Below are 13,624 nucleotides of genomic sequence, written 5' to 3' on the forward strand. Positions count from 1 at the left end.
CGTTTCATGGACGGCAGCGCCCTTTCCGGACCGGAAAAAGGGGCTGGCGCTTCGGCTGGCAAGACAGACGCTGCGCCGGCCCATGATCAGGGCAATGCCGAGCGGCTGCCGCCGGTTCCCACCCGCGAAGAACTGATCGCGAAGGTCCGCGCCTACCACCCGCGCGTCAAATCCGAACTGCTCGGACAGGCTTATGACTTCGCCAAGAAGCATCATGGCGACCAGACACGCGATTCCGGCGAGGCGTATTATTCCCACCCCATCCGTGTCGCGAATCTGCTCGCAGAGGTGCGCCTCGATGAGGTGACCATCGTCGCCGGCCTGCTGCACGATGTGGTCGAAGACACCGACATCGATATTGGCGATATCGAAGTGCGCTTCGGCGCCGACGTGGCCGAACTCGTCGACGGCGTCACCAAGCTCGACAAGCTGGAATTTGCCTCGAAGGAGGCTGCGCAGGCGGAGAACTTCCAGAAATTCATCCTGGCGATGACCAGCGATATCCGCGTGCTGCTGGTGAAGCTCGCTGACCGCCTGCACAATCTCGAGACGCTGCACTACCGCAAGAAGGCCGAGAGCCGCCAGCGCACCGCGCGCGAGACGATGGACATCTACGCGCCGCTGGCGCGCCGCATCGGCCTCTATGATGTTGCCGCACGGATGGACGACCTCGCTTTCCAGGAACTGAACCCGGAGGCGCGCCGCGCCATTCTTTACCGCCTCGAAGAACTCGAAGGCGAAAGCCGCGGCGAACTGGACCGTATCCGCGCCGACCTGACCAAACTGCTGGATGCGACCGGCATCCCATACCGCCTGAAAGGCCGCCGCAAGCAGCCCTATTCGCTGTGGCGCAAGCTGGAGCGCAAGTCGATTTCCTTCCGCGATGTGGCAGACCTGTTCGCCTTCCGCATCATCCTGGATGACGTGCCGGCCTGTTATTCCGTGCTCGGAGCAGTGCACACACACTGGGCCTGCCTGCCGGACCGGTTCCGCGATTTCATCTCCGTACCGAAGCCGAACGGCTATGCGAGCCTGCATACAACCGTGCGCGCCTCCGGCAACCGCCGGGTGGAGCTCCAGATCCGCACCGAGGCGATGGACCGCACAGCCGAATTCGGCGTCGCCGCGCACTGGGGCTACAAGAACCGCTCCTATGGTTTCGACCTCGACTCAGCGCGCGCTGCCGGTCTCGATCCGGAGGCCAACCTCAAGGCGTTTGCCGAACTTCTGCGCGACGGCGCCGAGCCCGGCGAATTCCTCGAACATGCCAAGCTGGAGATGTACCGCGAGCACGTCTTCACCTTCACGCCGAAGGGCAAGCTGATCATCCTTCCCGCCGGCGCCATGCCGCTCGATTTCGCCTATGCCGTGCACACGGCCGTGGGCGACACGGCCATCGGTGCACGGATCAATGGCGAGGAAAAGTCGATGCGCCGCCCGCTGAAGAATGGCGACGTGGTCGACATCATAAGGGGCCGCGCGCCCGCCGCCCTGATCGGCTGGGACGCGATGACCTATACCGGCCGCGCCAAATCCAAGCAGCGCAAGCTGGAGCGTGACCGCGAAGCCGCTGAATTCCGCCGCCTCGGCGAAGGCCTGATCAACCAGGCACTGCGCCGCGCCGGGGCCGATCCTGTCGATGTCATGCTGATCGATGTCGCCGCCAAGCTTGGCATCGAGTCCATCGACGACATGCGCGAGCAGGCCGGGCGCGGGCGGCTGGAAACCGCCGCCATCGTGCGCGCCGCATTTCCCGGTTATGCCGCCGAGCGCACCGACGATGCCGACAAGACGCCGATCGACAACCGTCATGCCCCGCTCTTCGTCGAAGGCAAGGACCTGACGCCAGGCGTGACGCTGCATCTCGGCCAGTGCTGCCGCCCGCTGCCAGGCGACCGGATCATCGGGGTACAGGTGCCGGACAAGGGCCTCGTCGTCCACGTCTCCAGCTGCCCGCGCCTCGCCGAATATGACGACCGCCCGGAACTCTGGCGCGACCTCAAATGGACCGAGCTGGCCAAGACAGGCGCTGTCGCCATTGGCCGTATACGGATCAACGCCGCCAACCAGAAGGGCGTTCTGGCGAAACTTTGCTCGGCTGTGGCGGAGTCGAACGGCAATATTGTCGGCATCTCGACCGGCGCGCGCCACAAGGATTTCATCGAACTGGTCATGGATGTCGAAGTCGAGGATCTGAAGCGCATGTCGCAGATCCTTGCGGCGCTGCGCTCGCTCGCCGTCGTCGACCGGGCCGTGCGCGACCAGGAGGGGCAGGATGACCAATAACGACGTGCTTGACGTTTTCCGCGAAGCCGGTGCGCTGCTGGAGGGGCATTTCATCCTCTCCTCCGGCCGGCGCAGCCCGGTCTTCCTGCAGAAGGCGCTGGTCTTTTCGCGGCCCGACCTTTCGGAGAAGCTCTGCAAGGCGCTCGCGGCGAAAGTCACCGCCGCCTTCGGCAAGGTCGATGTCGTCGCCGGCCCCGCTGTCGGCGGCATCATCCCGGGTTATGAGCTCGCCCGCCATCTTGGCGCCCGCGCCATCTTTGCCGAGCGCGTCGATGGCAATCTCGAATTCCGCCGCGGCTTCTCGATTGCGCCCGGCGAAAAAGTTCTGATCACGGAAGACATTGTCACCACCGGCCTCTCGTTCCGCGAAACGGTCGAAGCCCTGAAGAAGCTCCCCGGCCACACGGTCGGCGGGGCCTGCATCATCGACCGTTCCGGCGGGCGCGCTGATGTCGGCTGCCAGCTTGTTGCACTCGCTGCAGTCGATTTCCCGGACTATGCGCCCGACGCCCTGCCGCCGGAACTCGCCGCCATGCCCGCCGTGAAGCCCGGCTCCCGGGGCCTTGCCTGATGGCAACGCATCTGCGCCTCGGCGTGAACATCGATCACGTCGCCACCATCCGCAACGCGCGCGGCGGTCCGCACCCGGACCCCGTCCGTGCTGCTGAAATCGCCGAAGCGGCCGGCGCTGACGGCATCACCATCCACCTGCGCGAAGACCGCCGCCATATCCGCGACGGCGACCTCGACGCGATCCGCAAGGCGACGCGCCTGCCGATCAATCTCGAGATGGCCGCCACCGAAGAGATGACGGCGATTGCCACCGCCTTTCGTCCGCACGCGGCCTGTATCGTGCCGGAACGCCGCGAGGAGCGCACCACCGAAGGCGGCCTCAACGTCGCCGGCCTTCACAACCAGATCGCCCCGATCGTCAGTGCCCTGAAGACAGCGGGCGCACGCGTTTCCCTGTTCATCGAGCCCGATCCGGTGCAGATCGCCGTTGCCGAAGTGCTCGGCGCGCCGGTGGTGGAGCTGCACACCGGGCGTTATGCAGAGCTCTGGCACGAAGGCGGCGCAGAGGCAGCAGCGCCGGAACTGGAACGCCTGAAACTCGCTGCCGCCGATGCGCGCCGCCGGGGTATCGAGCCGCATGCCGGCCACGGCCTCACCTTCGAGAATGTCGGCCCCGTCGCCGCCATCCCCGAACTTGCAGAGCTCAATATCGGCCATTTCCTGGTCGGCGAGGCAATCTTCATCGGCCTTGACGCCGCCATCGGCGAAATGCGCCGCCGCATGGACATCGCCCGCGCATGATCATCGGTATCGGCAATGATCTCTGCAATATCGAGCGCATTCAGCGCTCACTTGATCGGTTCGGCGAAAAGTTCGAGCGCCGCGTCTTTACACCCTACGAGATCGCCAAGGCGCGCAGCCGCCGCCGGGTTGCGGAAACCTATGCCAAGCGGTTTGCGGCCAAGGAAGCCTGCGCCAAGGCGCTCGGCACCGGCGTGCCGCGCGGCGGCGTGTACTGGCAGCATCTCGGCGTCATCAACCTTCCCTCCGGCAAGCCGGGATTCGAGTTGACGGGCGGCGCCGCCCTGCGCCTTGCGAAACTCACGCCGGCAGGATTCCGCCCGGTCATTCATCTCACCCTGACCGACGACCATCCGTGGGCGGAGGCTCAGGTGATCATCGAGGCGCTCCCTCTGGAGGCGCCATGAATACGCCGCGTCCCAAGCGCACGCGCCAGCGTGCCGCCGCCAAGGCTTTCCGCCCGTCGCTGGATGCGCAGGCGCTGGCCGCCGCCGAGACCGCCGCGGGACACCGCTTCCGCGACAAGGCGCTGTTCATCCGTGCCCTGACACATCCGAGCGCCGTTTCGCCCTCGGACTCGGTGCAGCATGCCAACCAGCGCCTCGAATTCCTCGGCGACCGGGTGCTGAACCTGGTCATCGCCGAACGGCTGATCGAACGCCGCCGGAACGAGAGCGAGGGGGACCTCGCCCCGCGCCTCAATCGCCTCGTGAAGAAAGGCGCATGCGCAGAGGCGTTCCGCCATCTCGGGCTCGGCGGCTTCCTCCTGATGTCCGACAGCGAGATTGCCTCGGGCGGGCGCGAGCGCGAGTCGACCCTCGGCGACGCCTGCGAAGCCGTCATCGCCGCAATCTATCTTGATGGCGGCCTCGCGCCCGCGCGCAAGTTCATCGAGCGCGGCTGGGCCCCGCAATTTGCCAACGGCCCCGCCGAGACCAAAGACCCCAAGACCCTTCTGCAGGAATGGGCACAGGGAAAGGGTCATCCGCTCCCGGATTATATTGTCCTCAGCCGCTCCGGCCCGGACCATGCCCCCGAATATGAAGTGGAAGTGCGCATCGCCGACAATGGCGCGGCCACCGCCACCGGCCCCTCCAAACGCGATGCGGAGCGCCATGCCGCGGCCGCCATGCTGAAAACCATCAGAGAACAGAATGACTGAAACAAACATCCTCCGCGCCGGTTTCTGCGCCATCATCGGCGCCCCGAATGCCGGCAAGTCCACGCTCACCAATCGCCTCGTCGGCGCCAAGGTGGCCATCGTCACGCACAAGGTGCAGACGACGCGCTTCCCGGTGCGCGGCGTGATGCAGACCGGCGACACGCAGGTCGTCATCGTCGATACGCCCGGCATCTTCGCCGCCAAGCGCCGGCTGGACCGCGCGATGGTCAAGGCCGCCTGGGGCGGGGCGGAGGATGCCGATTGCATCGTCCACCTGATCGATGCCTCCGCCTGGGTGGCCGAAGCCGAAGGCAAGGCTTCCGGCGCGCAGCGCCACTCGCTGGAAGACGACCGCCGGGTCATCAGTCAGCTGAAGGAAGCGGGAAAGCGCGCCATCCTCGCGCTCAACAAGATCGACCTTTTCCCGCATGACCGGGTGCTGCCCGTGATCGCCGCGCTCAGCGCCGAAGGCGTCTATGACGAGATATTCATGATTTCCGCCGAGAAGGGCGACAGTGTCGACAAGCTCGAGGCGGCCATCGCCGCGCGCATGCCGGAAGGTCCTGCGCTCTATCCGCCTGACCAGGTGGCTGACCTGCCGATGCGCATCCTCGCTTCGGAAGTCACGCGCGAAAAGCTCATGCTGCGCCTGCATCAGGAACTGCCCTACCAACTCACCGTCGAGGCCGAGTCCTGGGAAGAGCATGAGAACGGTTCCGTCCGTATACAGCAGGTCATCATCGTCGGCCGCGACAGCCACAAGGCCATGGTGCTCGGCAAAGGTGGCAGTCTGATCAAGGAAATCGGCAAGCAGGCGCGCGCCGAACTGACCCAGATGCTCGACCGCCCGGTCCACCTCTTCCTCTTCGTCAAGGTCGACGAACGCTGGCAGGAACGCCGCGAAAGCTATTCCGGGATCGGCCTGGAGTTTGATGTTTAGGGGCGCTGTCCACCTGAACCCCTCTCCTGCTTGCGGGAGAGGGGGGCAGTAAGGCCATGGGCTGGTCCGACGACGGAATAATTCTTGGTGGCCGCCGCTTCGGTGAAGGCGGACTGATTATCGATGTGCTCACCTCGCAGCGCGGGCGCCGCTCCGGCCTCGTCTATGGTGGGGCTTCCCGAAAACGCCGGGCGCAGTATGAGGCCGGCAACACCGTCGCGCTCGCCTGGAGCGGGCGGCTGGATGATCATCTCGGCCGGTTCGATGTCGCCGAAGCGCGCCGCGAGCGGGCCGCGCGTCTGCTGGAAGATGCCTCCGCGCTCGCTGCCGTCGCCTCGATCACGGCGCTGCTGCGCGCCGGCCTCAACGAGGGCGATGCTGCGGGCTCAAGCCTCTACGAGGCGACCACGCTCCTGCTCGACGAGCTCGAACATCCCGAAATCTGGCCCGCGCTCTATGTGCGCTGGGAACTCGGCCTGCTCTCGGCGCTCGGCTTCGGGCTCGACCTTGAGGAATGCGCCCTCTCCGGCGCAAATGACGGCCTCACTCACGTCTCGCCGAAAACCGGCCGCGCCGTGCGCGGCTCGGAGGCGGAAGACTATATCGACCGCCTCTTTCGCCTCCCGGCTTTCCTGATTGATCCGAAGGCAGAGCTTATGCCGGGCGACATCGCCGATGGCCTGAGGCTCACCGGCTACTTCCTCGAAGCCCGCCTCTTCGCCGCAATCCACCGCGGCCTCCCACCGGAGCGGGAGCGTTTGATGCTCCGCCTGCTGAGCAAGCCCTAAGCCTTCGCGCTCGCCCTCGCGCCAACGCTCGCAAACCAGCGCCCGACATTCTTAAGTTCCGGATTGAGCGGCTGGCCAACCGCGCCGCCAAAGGCGAGGAAGCAGAAGAGCAGCACATCTGCGAGGCTGAATTTTTCCCCCGCCACATAGGCCCGCGTCGCCAGCTGCGCGTCGAGGAAGGCGAGCCCGTCTTGCGCCTTCGCCTTCAGGCCTGCTGCGGCTTCCGGCAGGCAGCGCATACGCGCCTGGAACATCGGCAGGCCTTCGGCATAGCGAAAGCCGCTCGCCATCGGCTCGACAATGTTGAGGTCGGCCCAGCGGGTCCAGCGCCGCGTCTGCGCGCGTTCCTCGGGCGTCTTGCCGATCAGGCTGTCGCCCGGAAACATTTCGTCGAGATATTCGCAGATCGCCGTGATCTCGGTGATCACCGATCCATCGTCCAGCACCAGCGTCGGAGACTGCCCCGCGGGGTTAGTCTTCAGGTAATCGCCTTCGCGGTTCTTGCCCTTGAGGATGTCGATCTCCTCCATCGGCAGGCTGATGCCGCGCTCGGCCATGAACATGCGTACGACATGCGGATTGGGGCCAACGGAATTGTAGAGTTTCATTGTGTCCTCCCGGGATCAGTTTCGGGCACCGTGCCCCGGCTTCCCCGGCGTCCGCCAAGAGCCCTTCATTCACGGACCGTTCAGGCGCGGCGGAAAAATCTGCGGGTGGGGCGTTGATCACGATCAACACGCAAAGGCTGATACCATGAAGAAAACCATTCTCGCCGCCGCCGGCGCGCTGGCGCTTGTCTCGCTCGCAGGCTGCATTGCCGTCTCCGACAATTCCGGGCCCGGCTCGAAAGTCTCCGGCAACACCGAGCTCGCCATCCGCGTCTGCGGCGGCGAAGGCAAGGTCGCCGAAGTCACCCGCGATGGCTATCGCTGCAAGGCGGACCAGAAGTAGACACAAACTCCGGAAACAAGGCCGGGCCGCCGCGCCCGGCCTACACCGGCTCCGCTCACTTGCAGGCCCGCTGTGGCCCCTTGTCGAAATGGAAATGGTCGGCATGGGCGGCATTGTAGTCCGGGCCCAGCGTCACCGAGAACAGCCGGCACCCGCCCTTGTGCAGGCGCTTCAGGAACTCGCCTTCCTTGCCGCCGGTGCCCCAATGCGTCTTCACATTGATCACGCGGCCATCCTCCAGCTGGAAGCCGGCAATGTCGATGGCATTCGCCGTGGCATGCTGCGAGCGGCGCGTGGTGCCCGCAATATTGCGGCAGGAGAAGCTGCCGAACGTATCGATCCGCACGATCTGCGACCCGAACAGCTCCATCGCCGCGGGGCGGGCCACATGCCGCTCCCATGAATAGAGCACCGCGGTCTGCGTGCAGGTCATGCTGAGGGTGGCGGAATAGGGGGTCAACGACCGGTCCAGCGTCAGGGCGTCCTGCTTGCCGCAGGCCGGCCCGTCCTCGGTGTCGGGCAGGGGCGTGTACAGCACCCCCGTCGCATCCAGCGCCGCAAAGCAGGCCTCCCGGTGGTTTTTCATCTGGGTCAGCTTGTAATGCGAGGCGATCCCCGGCGGGTCGTTCAGGGCCAGCGGCCGGAAGGGGTTGTGCTGCGGCGGCGCCAGCCACAGGAACAGGCTTGCCCCGGCCACGGAGGGCGCCGCCAGCCCGAAGCAGTATTTCCAGAGCTTTTTCAGCAGCAGGGGCCTTTTCCTTTCCTTAACCAAAGCCCGGTTTCTATTAACCTGTGCCCTTCGGTGAGTCGGGATCAACCCTGAACCCCCGTTGAGCACAGAATGTGGCACGAACTGCAGAAGAGACCAGAATGGTGAAGCGCGGATCCTCTCCGCCGCCGGAAGAGCGGATCATCAACGAGACTATGAGCGAGGCGCTGTCCAAGCGCTATCTCGCCTATGCCCTCTCCACCATCACCGCCCGGGCCCTGCCGGATGTGCGCGACGGCCTGAAGCCGGTGCAGCGCCGCATCCTCTACGGCATGCGCGTCCTGCGGCTCGACCCCGAAGGCGGCTATCGTAAGTGCGCCAAGATCGTCGGCGATGTCATGGGTAACTACCACCCGCACGGCGACAGCTCGATCTATGACACGCTCGTCCGCCTCGCGCAGGATTTCAACGTCCGCTACCCGCTCGTCGACGGACAGGGCAATTTCGGCAATATCGACGGCGACAGCCCCGCCGCCTACCGCTACACCGAAGCGCGCATGACGCGCGCCGCCGAGCTGATGATGGAAGGGCTCGACGAGAACGCCGTCGATTTCCGTCCGAACTATGCCGAGAATGACGAGGAGCCGGTCGTGCTCCCCGCCGGCTATCCGAACCTGCTCGCCAATGGCGCCACCGGTATTGCCGTGGGCATGGCCACCTCCATCCCGCCGCACAATGTCGCCGAAGTCATCGACGCGGCCCGCTTCCTGATCGAGAAGCCGAAGGCGACCACTGCCGAGCTGATGGAATATGTGAAGGGGCCGGACTTCCCCACCGGCGGCGTCATTGTCGAGGACCATGCCTCGATGCTCGACGCCTACGAGACCGGCCGCGGCGCCTTCCGTATGCGCGCGCGCTGGACTGTCGAGGATACCGGCCGCGGCACTTACCAGATCGTCGTCACCGAGATTCCCTACCAGGTGCAGAAATCCAAGCTGCTCGAGAAACTCTCGGAACTGCTCGAAGCCAAGAAAGTCCCGCTGCTCGAAGACGTGCGCGACGAGAGCGCGGAAGACGTCCGCCTCATCCTCGTGCCGCGCGCCAAGACGGTCGAGCCGGATGTGCTGATGGAAAGCCTGTTCAAGGTCTGCGATCTTGAAACGCGCTTCAGCCTCAACATGAACGTGCTGCACAAGGGCGCGCCGCAGGTGATGGGCCTGCGCGGCGTGCTGCAGGCCTATCTCGATCACCGCCGCGAAGTCGTGGTGCGCCGCGCCGAGTTCCGTCTCGACAAGATCGAAAAGCGCCTGCACATCCTCGAAGGCTACCTGAAAGCCTACCTCAATATCGACGAGGTGATCCGCATCATCCGCACCGAGGACGAGCCCAAGCCCGTCCTGATGAAGCGGTTCAAGATTTCCGACATCCAGGCCGAAGCCATCCTCAACCTCCGCCTGCGCGCCCTGCGCAAGCTGGAAGAAATGGAAATCCGCGGCGAGCACACACGCCTGCAGGAAGAACGCGAAGAGCTAGTCCAGCTCCTCGGCTCGGTGCGCCGCCAATGGTCGAAAGTCTCGAAGGAGCTGAAAGCCGCGCGCGACGAGTTTGATCCGTCCACGGACCTTGGCCGCCGCCGCGCCACCTTCGAGGAAGCGCCGGAAGTCGATCTCGAAGCCGCCCTCGAAGCCTCCCGCCCGAAAGAGCCCGTCACGGTCGTCCTCTCCCAGCAGGGCTGGATACGCGGCATGAAAGGCCACGGGCTCGACTTCGACTCGATCAAGTACAAGGAAGGCGACGGCCCCGGCTTCATGGAAGAAGTGATGAGCACAGACCGGCTCGTCTTCATGGCCTCCGATGGCCGCGCCTTCATCCTCGCCGCCGACCGCCTGCCGGGCGGGCGCGGCAATGGCGAACCGATCCGCCTCTCCATCGAGCTGGAGGACAACGTCGCCATTGTCGCGATGTTCAGGTTCGACCCCGAGCGCAAACGCGTCATGGCCTCGTCCACCGGCTACGGCTTCGTCGTGCCGGAGGCAGAGCTTGAATCAAACCGCAAGGCCGGTAAGCAGATCGTCAATGTCGGCGAGGGCGAACTCATCGCCTCCATCCCGGTCGAAGGCGACATGCTCGCCGTCGTCGGCACCAACCGCAAGATGCTGATCTTCCCGCTGAAAGACCTGCCGGAAATGCCGCGCGGCAAGGGCAACAAGCTGCAGGCCTATAACGGCAAGTACATGCTGGCCGACATCATCACCTTCGACAAGCGCGACGGCCTGATCGTCCGCACCGGCGACCGGTTCCGCGCCTTCGAAGAGTGGAAATCCTGGCGCGGCCAACGCGCCCAGGCCGGCAAGGTCGTCCCCAAGGGCTTCCCAAGAGGTGGCACGTTCAGCGGGTAGGGGTTACAACTTCCCCATCACCGCTGTCATCAGCTCCCCGATACCGACATTCAGCACAAGATCCGCATACGGATCCTGTTCCGTCTCCTCGCGGTTGACGATCACATAGTCCGCGCCGCGCTCCTTCGCGAGCAGCGGCAGGCCGGCGGCGGGGTAGACGACCAGCGACGAGCCGAGCACCAGCATCAGGTCGCAGCGCGCCGCTTCCTCTGTCGCCAGCGCCATCTGCTTGCCGGGCATCGGCTGGCCGAAGGAGATGGTCGCGGTCTTGATCAGGCCAGTGCAGAACACACAGGTGATATCCTCCTCCGCCTCCCAGCGCGGGCGCAGGTCCTCGATCTCGTAGCGCTTGCCGCAATTCAGGCATTTCGCATAGCTTGCATTGCCGTGGATCTCGATCACCTTGTCCTCCGGCACGCCGGAATCCTGATGCAGGTTGTCGACATTTTGTGTGATCACGGACGATACCTTGCCCATCTCCACTAGCTGCGCCACCGCGAAGTGCCCAACATTCGGCGCCGCGCCCGTCCAGCCTGCCGTGCGATTGAACACGCGGTTCCACGCCTCCCGCCGCGCCGCGTAAGATGAGATGAAATCCTGGAACATGATCGGCTTCATCTTGCTCCACACCCCGCCCGGCGAACGGAAATCCGGAATGCCGCTCTCGGTCGAAATGCCCGCGCCCGTGAACACCACGGCGCGGCGCGCGTTGCGGATGAAATCGGCGAGGAGGTCAGCTTCGGTCATGCCGCCAAAGCTATATCAAATTCGCCGCCGGGCTAGCGGAACATGCCTTCGCGCAGATTGATGCCATGCTCCACCCAGGCCTTCATGGCGCACAGCATCTGCATCCAGCCGCCGGCATTACCGATGGTCGATTTCAGTCCGGCCGCCGTCTGGCGCCAGCCTTCCTCTGAGATCGAAACCAGCGTGCGCCCATCCTCCAGCTGTTCGAACCGCATCGTCACCAGCGTCTGGTAAGTGCCGCCTTCGCCGCCCGGTTCGCCGTCCGTATCGCCCGCATCCCAGCGCAGGATGATGCGCTTGTTTTTCTCGACCTCGACCACATGTACCGGAAAGGCGCCGGGAAAGTCCGCAAAGTCCCACGTCACCACCGCGCCCGTCTCCAACCGGCCTTTCGCGCCGCCGGTGGTGAAATAGCCGGAGAGTTTGTCGGGGTTCGCCACCGCCTCGAACACCTCGTCCACCGGCCGGGCAATGCGCCCGCTCACTTCGAACTTCAGGTCCATTTTTTTCTCCGGGGGCTTTTCTTTCATTCCATAATGTTATAAAAATATAACATGTCAAGCGTGGATGCCGAAACGAGGGAAGATGCCGTGTTCCGCGCGCTCGCCGCGCCGGTGCGCCGCGCCATCCTCGATGCGCTGAAGGATAATCCTCAGACCACCGGCGAGCTCTGCGCCCGCTTCCCGCAGATCGACCGCTGCACGGTGATGCAGCATCTCAAGGTGCTCGAGGGCGCCGATCTCGTCATCGCCCACAAGGTGGGCCGCGTGCGCTGGAACCATCTCAATGCGCTGCCCATCAAGGCGATCCACGACCGCTGGATCGGCCCCCACGCCGCCGGCGCGGTGGACCTGCTGGCGCGCATGAGGGCAGGCCTCGAAGGCTGACGCCCGAATACCCGGCGGGATAAAGCCCCGGCTAGAGAGCGGTGCCGATCAGGCGCCCGATCAGACCGGTCACGGCCATCGCCGCAGCGCCCCAGAACACGACCCTTACAATCGCCCGCCACCGGCTCGCCCCGCCGATCACGGCAGACATCCAGCCCAGCAGGGCAAGGCTCACCAGTGAAACCGTGCCGAGTGTCACGCTCACCATGCCTTCCGGTGCCAGCACCGCGGCAATGATGGGCAGGATCGCGCCGACTGCAAAACTGGCTGCCGAACTGAGGGCCGCCAGGACAGGCTGCGCCGCGGCCACCTCGGTCATGCCCAGCTCATCGCGGGCATGTGCCCCCAGCGCATCATGCCGGCTCAGTTGCTCGGCCACCGCTCGGGCGGTCGCCGGCTCAACGCCCCGGGCGATGTAGATATCGGCCAGCTCCTGCAGCTCGGCTTCCGGATAGTCCTTCAGCGCCGCCCGCTCCGTCGCGAGGTCAGCCTTCTCGGTATCCGCTTGAGAGCTGACGGAGACATACTCGCCGGCGGCCATCGACATCGCCCCGGCGGCCAGCGCGGCCACCCCCGCGATCAGGATGTCGGCTGAGGAGGCGGCAGCTGCAGCCACCCCGATCATCAGGCTCGCCGTGGAGAGGATGCCGTCATTGGCGCCCAGAACGGCGGCCCTCAGCCAGCCGATCCGGTGAATGTAGTGGTGCTCGCCCCTCGGATAAGGTGGTGTCATCTGATTGGTCTCCCGTAGGGCGCCGGCCTGCGAGGCCAATCCAGCCTTGCGCGCAGCCTCGCACCCCATTACCCCTTTTAATATCCGGAATTCCTCTAGGGGGCACCCATGAACCTTGTCCTGATCGTCCTGGCCGCCATCGTCGCGGTCGTCGGCCTGATCATCCTGATCTATAACGGCCTGGTCCAGAAGCGGCAGCGCGTGAACCAGGCCTTCGCCGATGTCGATGTGCAGTTGAAACAGCGCGTGAACCTGATCCCCAACCTCGTCGAAACGGTAAAGGGCTACGCCGCGCACGAGCAGGAAACGCTGCAGCAGGTGATCAACGCCCGTCAGGCCGGGCAGGCCGCCAGCACGGCCGGTGAGATGGCAGCTGCCGACAGCGCCATGCGCGCCGCGCTCGGCAAGATCTTCGCCCTCGCCGAAGCCTATCCGGACCTCAAGGCCAACACCAACTTCCTGCAGCTGCAGCAGGAACTCTCCGCCATCGAAGACAAGCTCGCCGCCGCGCGCCGCTTCTACAACTCGGCGGTCCAGGACTACAACACCGCTCGCGAACAGTTCCCCGGCTCCATCATCGCTGGCAGCTTCAATTTCGAGCCGCGCGACTTTTTCGATGTCGGCGCCGGCAACCGCGCCGCTCTGGAAGAGCCACCGGCCGTCAGTTTCAAGAAAGGCTGAGGCGTGGCACACTGGCCTTCCGTATAC

The 13,624-nt window shown here is 65.1% G+C and carries 16 protein-coding genes; 11 read left to right on the forward strand and 5 right to left on the reverse strand.

Features of this window, described 5'->3' with window-relative positions:
* Positions 1–6: 6 nt before the first annotated feature.
* Genes ACK4TE_RS05215 through recO form a run of 7 tightly spaced genes read left to right on the forward strand, consistent with a single transcriptional unit; the run spans position 7 to position 6,490 of the window.
* The gene (locus tag ACK4TE_RS05215) at positions 7–2,286 is read left to right on the forward strand and encodes a RelA/SpoT family protein (protein WP_409910426.1); all 2,280 of its coding nucleotides are present in this window, start codon (positions 7–9) and stop codon (positions 2,284–2,286) included.
* Positions 2,276–2,857: an orotate phosphoribosyltransferase gene (pyrE, locus tag ACK4TE_RS05220; RefSeq protein ID WP_409910427.1), complete on the forward strand. Its 582-nt coding sequence runs from the start codon at positions 2,276–2,278 to the stop codon at positions 2,855–2,857. Before ACK4TE_RS05215 ends, pyrE begins: the two co-directional genes overlap by 11 nt.
* The gene (locus ACK4TE_RS05225; protein ID WP_409910428.1) at positions 2,857–3,600 is read left to right on the forward strand and encodes a pyridoxine 5'-phosphate synthase; all 744 of its coding nucleotides are present in this window, start codon (positions 2,857–2,859) and stop codon (positions 3,598–3,600) included. The genes pyrE and ACK4TE_RS05225 overlap by 1 nt, the downstream gene beginning before the upstream one ends.
* On the forward strand, positions 3,597–4,007 hold the full coding sequence (acpS, locus tag ACK4TE_RS05230) for a holo-ACP synthase (protein WP_409910429.1): 411 nt from the start codon (positions 3,597–3,599) through the stop codon (positions 4,005–4,007). Before ACK4TE_RS05225 ends, acpS begins: the two co-directional genes overlap by 4 nt.
* Positions 4,004–4,762 (forward strand): ribonuclease III, encoded by a 759-nt coding sequence (gene rnc, locus ACK4TE_RS05235; protein ID WP_409910430.1) that lies wholly within the window; start codon positions 4,004–4,006, stop codon positions 4,760–4,762. The genes acpS and rnc overlap by 4 nt, the downstream gene beginning before the upstream one ends.
* The gene (gene era / locus ACK4TE_RS05240) at positions 4,755–5,702 is read left to right on the forward strand and encodes a GTPase Era (RefSeq protein ID WP_409910431.1); all 948 of its coding nucleotides are present in this window, start codon (positions 4,755–4,757) and stop codon (positions 5,700–5,702) included. The genes rnc and era overlap by 8 nt, the downstream gene beginning before the upstream one ends.
* A gap of 56 nt (positions 5,703–5,758) precedes the next feature.
* Entirely contained in the window at positions 5,759–6,490 is a 732-nt protein-coding gene (gene recO / locus ACK4TE_RS05245) for a DNA repair protein RecO (RefSeq protein ID WP_409910432.1), read from the forward strand.
* On the opposite strand, the gene ACK4TE_RS05250 is transcribed toward recO, so the two are convergent.
* On the reverse strand, positions 6,487–7,098 hold the full coding sequence (locus tag ACK4TE_RS05250; RefSeq protein ID WP_409910433.1) for a glutathione S-transferase family protein: 612 nt from the start codon (positions 7,096–7,098) through the stop codon (positions 6,487–6,489). The two genes, recO and ACK4TE_RS05250, sit on opposite strands and share 4 nt — an antisense overlap.
* A 145-nt stretch (positions 7,099–7,243) precedes the next feature.
* Between ACK4TE_RS05250 and ACK4TE_RS05255 the strand changes: the two genes are divergently transcribed.
* On the forward strand, positions 7,244–7,441 hold the full coding sequence (locus ACK4TE_RS05255) for a hypothetical protein (RefSeq protein WP_409910434.1): 198 nt from the start codon (positions 7,244–7,246) through the stop codon (positions 7,439–7,441).
* A 55-nt stretch (positions 7,442–7,496) separates the two neighbouring features.
* Here the strand turns inward: ACK4TE_RS05255 and ACK4TE_RS05260 are convergent, their stop codons facing one another.
* Positions 7,497–8,138, reverse strand: coding sequence for an extensin family protein (locus ACK4TE_RS05260; protein WP_409910435.1), 642 nt, complete (start codon positions 8,136–8,138; stop codon positions 7,497–7,499).
* Between the two features lie 173 nt (positions 8,139–8,311).
* Between ACK4TE_RS05260 and parC the strand changes: the two genes are divergently transcribed.
* Positions 8,312–10,549: a DNA topoisomerase IV subunit A gene (parC, locus tag ACK4TE_RS05265; protein WP_409910436.1), complete on the forward strand. Its 2,238-nt coding sequence runs from the start codon at positions 8,312–8,314 to the stop codon at positions 10,547–10,549.
* A gap of 3 nt (positions 10,550–10,552) precedes the next feature.
* On the opposite strand, the gene ACK4TE_RS05270 is transcribed toward parC, so the two are convergent.
* Together ACK4TE_RS05270 and ACK4TE_RS05275 are read right to left on the reverse strand one after the other, a co-directional pair.
* Positions 10,553–11,296, reverse strand: coding sequence for an SIR2 family NAD-dependent protein deacylase (locus ACK4TE_RS05270; protein WP_409910437.1), 744 nt, complete (start codon positions 11,294–11,296; stop codon positions 10,553–10,555).
* Positions 11,297–11,328: 32 nt separating this feature from the next.
* A complete protein-coding gene (locus ACK4TE_RS05275; protein WP_409910438.1) occupies positions 11,329–11,799 on the reverse strand; it encodes an SRPBCC family protein in 471 nt (156 codons plus the stop codon).
* Positions 11,800–11,850: 51 nt separating this feature from the next.
* Here ACK4TE_RS05275 and ACK4TE_RS05280 point away from each other — a divergent pair, with 51 nt between their 5' ends.
* On the forward strand, positions 11,851–12,183 hold the full coding sequence (locus ACK4TE_RS05280; protein WP_409910439.1) for an ArsR/SmtB family transcription factor: 333 nt from the start codon (positions 11,851–11,853) through the stop codon (positions 12,181–12,183).
* Positions 12,184–12,214: 31 nt separating this feature from the next.
* Here ACK4TE_RS05280 and ACK4TE_RS05285 read toward each other — a convergent pair whose 3' ends face one another.
* On the reverse strand, positions 12,215–12,916 hold the full coding sequence (locus ACK4TE_RS05285) for a VIT family protein (RefSeq protein WP_409910440.1): 702 nt from the start codon (positions 12,914–12,916) through the stop codon (positions 12,215–12,217).
* Positions 12,917–13,024: 108 nt separating this feature from the next.
* On the opposite strand from ACK4TE_RS05285, the gene ACK4TE_RS05290 reads away from it, so the two are divergent.
* Positions 13,025–13,597 (forward strand): LemA family protein, encoded by a 573-nt coding sequence (locus ACK4TE_RS05290; RefSeq protein WP_409910441.1) that lies wholly within the window; start codon positions 13,025–13,027, stop codon positions 13,595–13,597.
* The last annotated feature ends 27 nt before the right edge of the window (positions 13,598–13,624 follow it).

It is taken from the genome of Hyphomonas sp. (assembly GCF_046313975.1).
Classification (GTDB): domain Bacteria; phylum Pseudomonadota; class Alphaproteobacteria; order Caulobacterales; family Hyphomonadaceae; genus Hyphomonas.

Bases quoted from the DNA above. Each gene is read 5' to 3' on its own strand.
- ACK4TE_RS05215 (WP_409910426.1), top strand. From the start codon at position 7: ATGGACGGCAGCGCCCTTTCCGGACCGGAAAAAGGGGCTGGCGCTTCG.
- pyrE (WP_409910427.1), top strand. From the start codon at position 2,276: ATGACCAATAACGACGTGCTTGACGTTTTCCGCGAAGCCGGTGCGCTG.
- ACK4TE_RS05225 (WP_409910428.1), top strand. From the start codon at position 2,857: ATGGCAACGCATCTGCGCCTCGGCGTGAACATCGATCACGTCGCCACC.
- acpS (WP_409910429.1), top strand. From the start codon at position 3,597: ATGATCATCGGTATCGGCAATGATCTCTGCAATATCGAGCGCATTCAG.
- rnc (WP_409910430.1), top strand. From the start codon at position 4,004: ATGAATACGCCGCGTCCCAAGCGCACGCGCCAGCGTGCCGCCGCCAAG.
- era (WP_409910431.1), top strand. From the start codon at position 4,755: ATGACTGAAACAAACATCCTCCGCGCCGGTTTCTGCGCCATCATCGGC.
- recO (WP_409910432.1), top strand. From the start codon at position 5,759: ATGGGCTGGTCCGACGACGGAATAATTCTTGGTGGCCGCCGCTTCGGT.
- ACK4TE_RS05250 (WP_409910433.1), bottom strand. From the start codon at position 7,098: ATGAAACTCTACAATTCCGTTGGCCCCAATCCGCATGTCGTACGCATG.
- ACK4TE_RS05255 (WP_409910434.1), top strand. From the start codon at position 7,244: ATGAAGAAAACCATTCTCGCCGCCGCCGGCGCGCTGGCGCTTGTCTCG.
- parC (WP_409910436.1), top strand. From the start codon at position 8,312: ATGGTGAAGCGCGGATCCTCTCCGCCGCCGGAAGAGCGGATCATCAAC.
- ACK4TE_RS05270 (WP_409910437.1), bottom strand. From the start codon at position 11,296: ATGACCGAAGCTGACCTCCTCGCCGATTTCATCCGCAACGCGCGCCGC.
- ACK4TE_RS05275 (WP_409910438.1), bottom strand. From the start codon at position 11,799: ATGGACCTGAAGTTCGAAGTGAGCGGGCGCATTGCCCGGCCGGTGGAC.
- ACK4TE_RS05280 (WP_409910439.1), top strand. From the start codon at position 11,851: ATGTCAAGCGTGGATGCCGAAACGAGGGAAGATGCCGTGTTCCGCGCG.
- ACK4TE_RS05285 (WP_409910440.1), bottom strand. From the start codon at position 12,916: ATGACACCACCTTATCCGAGGGGCGAGCACCACTACATTCACCGGATC.
- ACK4TE_RS05290 (WP_409910441.1), top strand. From the start codon at position 13,025: ATGAACCTTGTCCTGATCGTCCTGGCCGCCATCGTCGCGGTCGTCGGC.